This is a genomic window from Ideonella sp. B508-1 (assembly GCF_000333615.1).
Taxonomy (GTDB): Bacteria; Pseudomonadota; Gammaproteobacteria; order Burkholderiales; family Burkholderiaceae_C; genus Ideonella.
Map to the genome: position 1 here is coordinate 1 of NZ_BADL01000117.1, position 8,339 is coordinate 8,339.

General features: G+C 71.5%; 10 protein-coding genes and 1 pseudogene. 9 read left to right on the forward strand and 2 right to left on the reverse strand.

The window, feature by feature from the left end; genetic code table 11:
* The 4 genes from I73_RS33065 to I73_RS32335 form a co-directional block, all read left to right on the forward strand.
* The coding region (locus tag I73_RS33065; RefSeq protein ID WP_022979628.1) for a ShlB/FhaC/HecB family hemolysin secretion/activation protein at positions 1-701 on the forward strand (701 nt) is incomplete at its 5' end.
* A gap of 33 nt (positions 702-734) precedes the next feature.
* Positions 735-1,178 carry a TonB-system energizer ExbB gene (gene exbB, locus I73_RS05115; RefSeq protein ID WP_022979629.1) on the forward strand — a complete coding sequence of 148 codons (444 nt, stop codon included), beginning with the start codon at positions 735-737 and terminating at the stop codon, positions 1,176-1,178.
* Positions 1,175-1,558 (forward strand): biopolymer transporter ExbD, encoded by a 384-nt coding sequence (locus tag I73_RS05120; RefSeq protein WP_022979630.1) that lies wholly within the window; start codon positions 1,175-1,177, stop codon positions 1,556-1,558. Before exbB ends, I73_RS05120 begins: the two co-directional genes overlap by 4 nt.
* Positions 1,555-2,295 (forward strand): TonB family protein, encoded by a 741-nt coding sequence (locus I73_RS32335; protein ID WP_148289688.1) that lies wholly within the window; start codon positions 1,555-1,557, stop codon positions 2,293-2,295. Before I73_RS05120 ends, I73_RS32335 begins: the two co-directional genes overlap by 4 nt.
* A 27-nt stretch (positions 2,296-2,322) precedes the next feature.
* Here I73_RS32335 and I73_RS05130 read toward each other — a convergent pair whose 3' ends face one another.
* Positions 2,323-2,904: a thioredoxin fold domain-containing protein gene (locus I73_RS05130; RefSeq protein WP_022979632.1), complete on the reverse strand. Its 582-nt coding sequence runs from the start codon at positions 2,902-2,904 to the stop codon at positions 2,323-2,325.
* A gap of 180 nt (positions 2,905-3,084) precedes the next feature.
* Here I73_RS05130 and I73_RS05135 point away from each other — a divergent pair, with 180 nt between their 5' ends.
* Genes I73_RS05135 through I73_RS05150 form a run of 4 tightly spaced genes read left to right on the forward strand, consistent with a single transcriptional unit; the run spans position 3,085 to position 7,459 of the window.
* The gene (locus I73_RS05135; RefSeq protein WP_022979633.1) at positions 3,085-4,389 is read left to right on the forward strand and encodes an efflux RND transporter periplasmic adaptor subunit; all 1,305 of its coding nucleotides are present in this window, start codon (positions 3,085-3,087) and stop codon (positions 4,387-4,389) included.
* On the forward strand, positions 4,390-5,088 hold the full coding sequence (locus I73_RS05140; RefSeq protein WP_022979634.1) for an ABC transporter ATP-binding protein: 699 nt from the start codon (positions 4,390-4,392) through the stop codon (positions 5,086-5,088).
* 19 nt (positions 5,089-5,107) lie between these two features.
* A complete protein-coding gene (locus I73_RS05145) occupies positions 5,108-6,265 on the forward strand; it encodes an ABC transporter permease (RefSeq protein ID WP_022979635.1) in 1,158 nt (385 codons plus the stop codon).
* Between the two features lie 24 nt (positions 6,266-6,289).
* Positions 6,290-7,459: an ABC transporter permease gene (locus I73_RS05150; RefSeq protein WP_022979636.1), complete on the forward strand. Its 1,170-nt coding sequence runs from the start codon at positions 6,290-6,292 to the stop codon at positions 7,457-7,459.
* Here the strand turns inward: I73_RS05150 and soxR are convergent.
* Positions 7,401-7,982, reverse strand: a complete 582-nt coding sequence (gene soxR / locus I73_RS26055; RefSeq protein WP_022979637.1) for a redox-sensitive transcriptional activator SoxR — start codon at positions 7,980-7,982, stop codon at positions 7,401-7,403. The two genes, I73_RS05150 and soxR, sit on opposite strands and share 59 nt — an antisense overlap.
* A gap of 59 nt (positions 7,983-8,041) precedes the next feature.
* Between soxR and I73_RS05160 the strand changes: the two are divergent.
* Positions 8,042-8,339: pseudogene (locus I73_RS05160) on the forward strand (hypothetical protein); the annotation flags it as partial.

Sequence of the window (8,339 nt, forward strand, 5' to 3'; positions counted from 1 at the left end):
CAGACCTGGTCCTCAGCCTGAACCTGGCGGCCCGCCACCTGCGCGCCGTTATCGACGCCGACCGCTCCAGCAACCCCAAGGACGCCACCGTGGCCACCCTGGGCCTGCAGCACGAGGCCTGGGGCAATCTGCTCAATGCGCCCAGCTACAGCCAGCTCAACCTGGGCCTGACCGTGGGCGAGCTGGACTTCACCGATGCCGCGCAGCGGGCGCTCAACCAGGCCGGGGCCCGCACCGGCGGCAACTTCGCCCACCTGAACCTGGGCCTGCAGCTGCGGCTGAACCTGAACCCGGCCTGGACCGCCAGCGCCATGCTCAGCGCCCAGAAAGCCCTGCACAACAAGAACCTGGACAGCAGCGAGCAGATGAACCTGGCCGGGCCCGGCGGCGTGCGGGCCTACCGTGAGTCGGTCAGCGGCGACAACGGCGGCCTGGTCAGCGCCGAGCTGCGCTACGCCCTGCCGGTGCTGGCGGGCTTCAGCCAGTCCCTGGGGGTGTTCGGCGACGCCGGCCGGGTGGCCCTGCAGGACGGCAGCTACACCACCGTGCGCGCCCACCACCTGGCCGACCTGGGCCTGGGCTGGGCGGGGCGCTGGGGCGACTGGGTGGGCAAGCTGCAGGTGGCGCGGGCCGTGGGGGCCGCGCCGGAGGACGGCAGCGGCAAGACCCGCGTGCTGGCCCAGGCCGGCCTGGCGTTCTGATCCACCGTCCGGCATCGACAAGGAGCAAACGACATGAATCTCAATGGCTTGAGCGGGGTGATCGACTACGGGGTGATCGGCCTGCTGGGCATGCTGAGCGTGCTGGTGGTGGCCATCGGCCTGGAGCGCCTGCTGTTCTTTCGCCGCCTGGACCTGCGCAGCGTGCCGGACCGGCATTCGCTGGAGCTGGCGCTGAGCCGCAAGCTCTTCGTGATCGCCTCGGTGGCCAGCAATGCGCCCTACCTGGGCCTGCTGGGCACGGTGCTGGGCATCATGCTGACCTTCTACAAGATGAGCCAGGGCCCGGCCGTCGACCCGGGGCAGATCATGATGGGGCTGGCCCTGGCCCTGAAGGCCACCGCGGCGGGCCTGGTGGTGGCCCTGGTGGCCGTGGTGCTTTACAACACCCTGCTGCGGCGGGCCACAGTGCTGACGCTGGAGTGGCAGATCGGACGGGCGGCGGGAGACGCCGCATGAACGAGAAGTCCTTCGAGAGCCTGAACATGGTGCCCTTCATCGACATCATGCTGGTGCTGCTGACCATCGTGCTGACCACCTCCAGCTTCATCGCCAGCGGACGCATCCCCATCCAGCTGCCGCAGGCCAGTGCCAGCCCGGCCGAGGCGCGGCCCACCCAGACCATCGCCATCAGCGCCAGCGGGGCCATCTACTACGCCAGCGAGGCGGTCAGCACGGCGCAGCTGCGCCAGCGTCTGGCCACCGTGGACCGGGCCACCCCGCTGCTGCTGCGGGCCGACCAGGCGGTGTCCCTGCAGCACTTCATCGACGTGGCCGATCTGCTCCAGCAGCTGGGCTTTGCCCGGGTGGCGGTGCAGACCCAGGCACCACGGTCGTGAACACCCGGTCGCGCCCCTCGCGCCCCGGCTTTGCGCCGTGGCTGGGGGTGTCCTTGCTGCTGCACGGCGCCCTGTTGGGGCTGCCCTGGTTGTGGTTCGCCGCTCGGTCGGTGCCACCGCCGCCGCGTCACCAGCTCCTGGTGCTCGATCTGGCCGGGCTGGTGGGGACCCGCCAGCTCGAGGCGGCGACCGGCGCCCCAACTGCCCACCCGCCAGCGCCACCTCCCGCCGCGCCCAGGCCAGCGCCCGCGCCCACCCCGGCGCCGCGCCATGCGCCGCCCGCCCCGCCGATGGCTGGGGTGGCCGCGTTGCCAGCCCCGGCCCCGGCGCCGGTGGCGCCCGAGGTGGCCCGGCCCAGGCCGGAACCCGCGCCGGAAGTGGCTCCGCCTGGCACGGCGGACGACCCCCGCCCGGCGCAGACCCTTCTTGCGCCCCGGCCGCCGGACGAGGCCGCGGCCATCCAGCAATACCTGCGGGCGCTGCGTCAGGCCATCCAGTCGCGCCTAGTCTATCCGCCCGAGGCGCGGGCGCTCGGTGCCGTCGGCGCGCCGGTGATCCGCTTCGCCATCACCGCCACTGGCGACATCCAGCCCGGTTCGCTGTCCATCCAGGAAAGCAGCGGCTACCCCGTGCTGGACGACAAGGCACTGGCCGCCGCACTGGCCAGTGCGCCCCTGGCGCGACCGCCCAAACCCATGAAGGTGGCGATCGCGGTGTCCTTCACACGGGAGCCCTAGCCCGCAAGGGCCGGGCCGTGGGGACGGTCAGAGCCCCAGCAGGGCGGCGAACTGGGCGGTTTCCATCGCCCCGGCCTGGCTGCCGTATTCGCCGGTCTTGGCGTTGCGGAACAGCACCAGCGGCACGCTCTCGCCGCTGATCTGCATGAACAGCGCGGTGTTGGCCTTGACCTTCTGCACCAGGTCTTCGTTCAGGGGGTTGGCCGGCACGATGCCGCCCTGGCGGGCCAGCAGGCGCTGCTCGTTCTCGGCCATCGCGGTCTTCGGGTCGGTGGCCGACAGGATGGTCACCCCCTGGGTCAGGGACTTGGGCTGCAGATAGCCCACCGGCATCCACACCACCCGCACCTGGTTGGCCAGGGGCTGCAGGGCCTGCCACAGGTGGGCGCAGTGCGGGCAGGTGGTGTCGAAGAACACATAGGCGGTGTGGGCGGCCATCAGCGGCCCCACGGAGAAGCCGGTGCCCTTGGCGGCCAGGGCGTAGGCCTGGTCGGCCGGGATCTTGGCCACGCTGGGCGCGGCGGCCTGGGCCGGGGTCTGGTCGCAGGCGGCGAGCGCGCCCACCATCAGGGCGGCGGCGGTCTGCAGGGTGAAATGTCGACGGTTCACAACGGGTTCCTTGTCACGCAAAGGTCAGGGCGCCGGTGTCAGAGTCCGTCCGGGCCGCGAGGTTCCTACCTGGCTTCCAACGTTAGCAGCGCCCGGTCCGTGCACAAGGCGGCCGGGTTTCTGGCGGCCGGGCTTCTCGTGGCATGCTTGCAGTCTCCCTGGCTCGCTTGGTTCCCGCCCATGGCCGATCCCCTCACCCCTTCGCCCGCCGCTGCTCCCGCCTCCCCTGCGCCGACCGGTCTGGCCGGGCTGAAGATCCAGCGGGGCGGTGCCGCTCCCCGGCGGCGGCGGCGCTGGCCGGGGGTGTTGGCGGTCGTGGTGGCCATCGCCGTGGCGACGGGCCTGTTCGGCCCCCACACCACCGAGGTGCAGGCCACCGCGGTGCAGACGGCTTACGGCTCGCAGCAGTACAACCTGCTGGCCGCCTCGGGCTATGTGGTGGCCCAGCGCCGCGCGGCCGTGGCGTCCAAGGCCACCGGCCGGCTGGTGGAACTGGCGGTGCGCGAGGGCAGCGTGCTCAAGAAGGGCGAGCTGATCGCGCGGCTGGATGCGTCGGACGTGCTGGCCTCGCTGTCGGCCAGCCAGGCCGGGGTGCAGCAGGCCGAGGCCGCGCTCAGGCAGGCCCAGGCCAGCCAGGCCCAGGCCCAGGCCCAGCAGGCCCTGGCCGAGGACAACCTGCGCCGCACCGAGGGCCTGGCGGCGCAGAACTTCGTCTCGCCCCAGGCGGTGGAGACGGCCCGCACCCAGGCCCAGGCCGCCCAGGCCGCCACCGCCGCCGCGGTGGCCGGCGTGGGCACCGCGCGCGCCGGTCTGGCCCAGGCCCAGGCCCAGGTGCAGGTCCAGCAGGTCAACCGCGATTTCACCGAGATCCGCGCCCCCTTCGACTGTGTGGTGCTGGTCAAGAACGCCAATGTGGGCGACCTGATCACGCCTTTTTCCAATGCCTCGGGCACCTCCGGCGCGGTGGTGACGGTGGCCGACATGTCCACGCTGGAGGTCGAGGCCGATGTCTCCGAATCCAACGTCGCCCAGGTCAAGCCCGATCAGCCGGTGGAGATCACGCTGGACGCCATCCCCGGCGTGCGCTTTCCCGGCAGCGTCTCGCGCATCGTGCCCACGGTGGACCGGGCCAAGGCCACGGTGATGACCAAGGTGCGCTTCGCGCAGCTGGACCCCCGCATCCTGCCGGAGATGAGCGCCAAGGTCAGCTTCCTGTCTCAGGCGGTCAGCGCCGCCGACCAGCAGCCGGTGCTGGCCGTGCCGCCCCAGGCCATCGCCACCCGCGACGGGCACGAGGTGGTCTTCCGCATCGGCGCCGACGACAAGGCCGCCGCCGTCACCGTGGCCAAGGGCCGCACCCTGGGCGACGTGGTCGAGCTGCGCCAGGCCGGCGGGCTGAAGGCGGGCGACCGTCTGGTGCTCTCGCCGCCCGAGGGCCTGAAGGACCAGGCCCGGGTCAAGGTGGCCGCCGCGGGAGCCAAGTGAATGGCCGCTGAACCCACGCCGCTGATCCGCATCCGCTCGCTGGGCAAGCACTACCGGCGCGGCGACCAGACCATCCCCGTGCTGCTGGACATCCAGCTGACCGTGATGCCCGGCGAGTTCATCGCGCTGATGGGCCCTTCCGGCTCGGGCAAGAGCACCCTGCTCAACCTGATCGCCGGCATCGACAGCCCCAGCAGCGGCACCATCGAGATCGGCGGGGTCGACATTGCCACCCTTAGCGAGGGCCAGTTGGCCGACTGGCGGGCCCAGAACGTGGGCTTCATTTTTCAGTTCTACAACCTGCTGCCGGTGCTCAGCGCCTGGGAGAACGTGGAGCTGCCACTGCTGCTCACCCCGCTGTCCGCGCGCGAGCGGGCCGAGCGGGTGGAGACGGTGCTGGCCATGGTCGGGCTGACGGACCGCGCCGATCACTACCCCAATGAGCTCTCCGGCGGCCAGCAGCAGCGCGTGGCCATCGCCCGCGCCCTGGTGACCGACCCGGCCCTGATCGTGGCCGACGAGCCTACCGGCGACCTGGACCGCGCCACCGGTGAGGAGGTGCTGACGCTGATGGACGCGCTGGTGCGCGAACTGGGCAAGACCATCGTCATGGTCACCCACGACCCCAAGGCCGCCGCCCGGGCCCACCGCATGGTGCACCTGGAAAAGGGCGTGCTGGTGGACGAGGCGCCGGCGTGAGCGCCGGATCGGTGGCGACATGTTCTTGTTGAAGCTGCTGCTGCGCAACGCCTTCCGCCACCGGCTGCGCACCGGGCTGACCATCCTCGGCCTGGTCGTGGCCATCACCGCCTTCGGCCTGCTGCGCACCCTCATCAACGCCTGGTACGCGGGCGTGGAGGCCAGCTCCAGCACCCGCCTGGTCACCCGCAGCGCCATCTCGCTGACCTTCGCCCTGCCGCTGAGCTACGCCCCGCGCATCAAGGCGGTCGATGGCGTCACCACGGTCAGCTGGGCCAACTGGTTCGGCGGCATCTACCAGAGCGAGAAGAACTTCTTCCCCCAGTTCGCGGTGGAGCCCGCCAGCTACCTGCAGCTCTACCCCGAGTACGTGCTCAAGCCCGAGGAGAAGGAGGCCTTCATCCGGGATCGCCAGGGCGCGGTGGTGGGCCGCAAGCTGGCTGCCCAGTACGGCTGGAAGATCGGCGACCAGATCCCGCTGCGCGGCACCATCTACCCCGGCACCTGGACCTTCACGCTGCGCGGCATCTGGACCGGCGCCGAGGCCAAGACCGATGAGAACCAGATGCTCGTCCACTACGAGCTGGTCAACGAGAGCATCAAGCAGCGCTTTCCCGGCCGCGGCGACAGCACCGGCGCCTTCATCGTCGGCATCGACCAGCCGGCCAATGCCGCCCTCATCTCGCAGCACATCGACGCCGAGTTCCGCAACTCCCTGGCCGAGACCCTGACCGAGACCGAGGCCGCCTTCCAGCTCAGCTTCGTCTCGATGAGCGACGCCATCCTGGCGGCCATCCAGGCGGTGAGCTTCATCATCATCGTCATCATCATGGCGGTCATGGCCAACACCATGACCATGACCGCGCGCGAGCGCCTGTCCGAGTACGCCACGCTCAAGGCCCTGGGCTTCCCGCCACGCTTCGTCGTCGCCCTGCTCTTCGGCGAAAGCCTGCTGATCGCGGTGATCGGCGGTGCGCTGGGCCTGCTGGCCACCTTCCCGGCGGTGGCCGGCATCGCCCATGCGCTGGGCAGCTTCCTGCCGGCCTTCCACATCACGCCGCTGACCATGGGCCTGCAGATCGGCGCGGCCCTGCTGGTGGGCACGGTGGCCGCCGCCTGGCCGGCCTGGCGCATGAGCCACATCGACATCGTCAGCGGGCTGAGGTTCATGGCATGAGGGGGCTCGCATGAAGGACCTTGCATGAAGGCCGTGCCGCTGTCCTACATCGCCCGCAACCTCTGGGTGCGGCGCGTCACCACCCTGCTCACCGCCGGCGGCATGGCGCTGGTGGTCTACACCTTCGCCACCGTGCTGATGATGAGCGAGGGCATCCGCGCCACCCTGGTGGCCACCGGCCGGCCCGACAACGTCATCGCCCTGCGCAAGGGATCGCCCTCGGAGATCAGCAGCGGCGTGGACCGCAGCCAGGCCGCCGTCCTGGCCAGCCTGCCGGGCATCGCCCGCGGGGCCGACGGCCAGCGCCTGGCCAGCGCCGAGACCGTGGTGCTCAACGCCCTGCCCAAGAAGGACAGCGCCAAGGCCGGCAACCTGACCATGCGCGGCACCTCGGCCGCTGGCCTGGCGCTGCGGCCCCAGGTGCGGCTGGTGGCCGGGCGCATGTTCCGCCCCGGCAGCGCCGAGATCATCGTCGGCCGCGCGGTCAGCGACGGCTTTGCCGGTGCCCTGCTGGGCCAGAGCCTGCGCTTTGCCGGCCGCGAGTGGCGCATCGTCGGCATCTTCGACGCCGCCCACACCGCCTTCGACAGCGAGATCTGGGGCGATGTGGACGTGATGATGCAGGCCTTCCGCCGCAGCGCCTACTCGGTGGTGCTCTGGCGCCTGGCCGACCCGGACGGCTTCGCGCGCCAGCAGGCGGTCATCGCCGCCGACCCGCGGCTGACCGTGGAGGCCAAACCCGAGGTGCAGTTCTACGAGGAACAGAGCCAGGCCCTGGCCACCTTCATCCGCATCCTGGGCACCGCGTTGTCCATCATCTTCAGCATCGGCGCGGTGGTGGGGGCGATGATCACCATGTTCGCTGCCGTCTCGCAGCGCACCGGCGAGATCGGCACGCTGCGTGCCCTGGGCTTTCGCCGCGGCGCGGTGCTGGCCGCCTTCCTGGGCGAGAGCCTGCTGCTGGCCCTGGTGGGCGGCCTGATGGGCCTGGCCGGCGCCAGCCTGATGCAGACGGTCAACATCAGCACCACCAACTTCCAGACCTTCGCCGAGCTGGCCTTCCAGTTCAAGCTGACGCCCGGCATCGTCGTGCAGACCCTGGTTTTCGCGCTGGCCATGGGCTTCATCGGCGGCTTCATCCCCGCCTGGCGGGCCGCCCGGCTGCAGATCGTCGACTGCCTGCGGGCGGCGTGACCGGCGCGGCTTCCGCTGCGGGCTGCGTGGCCGGGGCCTCGCCCAGCAGATAGCGCGCGCCCGGGCCGCGCACCGCGGCCGCGTCGTCGGCGTTGTAGAGCGCGCAACTCTTGAGCGACAGGCAGCCGCAGCCGATGCAGCTGCCCAGGCGGTCGCGCAGCCGCGTCATGGCGGCGATGCGCGCGTCCAGCAGCGCCTTCCAGCCGCGCGAAAGCTGCTCCCAGTCGGCCTTGGTGGGCGTGCGGCCCTCGGGCAGGCTGGCCAGCGCGGCGCGGATCTCCTCCAGCGACAGGCCCAGGGTCTGGGCCGCGCGGATGAAGGCCAGCCGGCGCAGGTCGGCCCGCGTGTAGCGCCGCCGGCCCGAGGCGCTGCGCAGCGAGGCCATCAGCCCCTGCTGCTCGTAGAAGCGGATCGCGCTGGGCGCCAGGCCGGCGCGCCGGGCCAGTTCGCTGATGCTCAGGGCCTGGGTGGTGGTCCTTGGCGGGGTGACGGTGTCGGGGGAGGACGGCGAGGCGCTTGACATCAAGTTCACTTTAACTTGCAAGATGCTGCCCATCATCCCACTTCGCCGCTGCGCCCGCCATGACCGCCTCCTTTCCCGCCCTCGCCCGCCAGGCGTCTGCCGCCTTGCCCCTTCCGCCGTCCCGCCTGCCTTCACGGCTCTCCCCCCAGGCCCAGTCCCGGCCCGACGTCCACGCTCGCGCCGACCTGCAGACCCTGCTGGACCGCTGCAGCGCCCTGGGGCCGGATCTGCCCAACGGCTACACCAACCACCTGCCCATGGCCTTGCACGCCCTGGCCCGCCTGGGCGCCGACGCGGACCGGCTGGAAGGCTTTGCCCGGCACTACCTCGCGCGGCAGGGCCTGGCCTGGCCCGACG

Coding starts and splice junctions, on each gene's coding strand:
- I73_RS05140 (WP_022979634.1), top strand. CDS start 4,390: ATGGCCGCTGAACCCACGCCGCTGATCCGCATCCGCTCGCTGGGCAAG.
- I73_RS05145 (WP_022979635.1), top strand. CDS start 5,108: ATGTTCTTGTTGAAGCTGCTGCTGCGCAACGCCTTCCGCCACCGGCTG.
- I73_RS05135 (WP_022979633.1), top strand. CDS start 3,085: ATGGCCGATCCCCTCACCCCTTCGCCCGCCGCTGCTCCCGCCTCCCCT.
- I73_RS05150 (WP_022979636.1), top strand. CDS start 6,290: ATGAAGGCCGTGCCGCTGTCCTACATCGCCCGCAACCTCTGGGTGCGG.
- exbB (WP_022979629.1), top strand. CDS start 735: ATGAATCTCAATGGCTTGAGCGGGGTGATCGACTACGGGGTGATCGGC.
- soxR (WP_022979637.1), bottom strand. CDS start 7,982: ATGTCAAGCGCCTCGCCGTCCTCCCCCGACACCGTCACCCCGCCAAGG.
- I73_RS05120 (WP_022979630.1), top strand. CDS start 1,175: ATGAACGAGAAGTCCTTCGAGAGCCTGAACATGGTGCCCTTCATCGAC.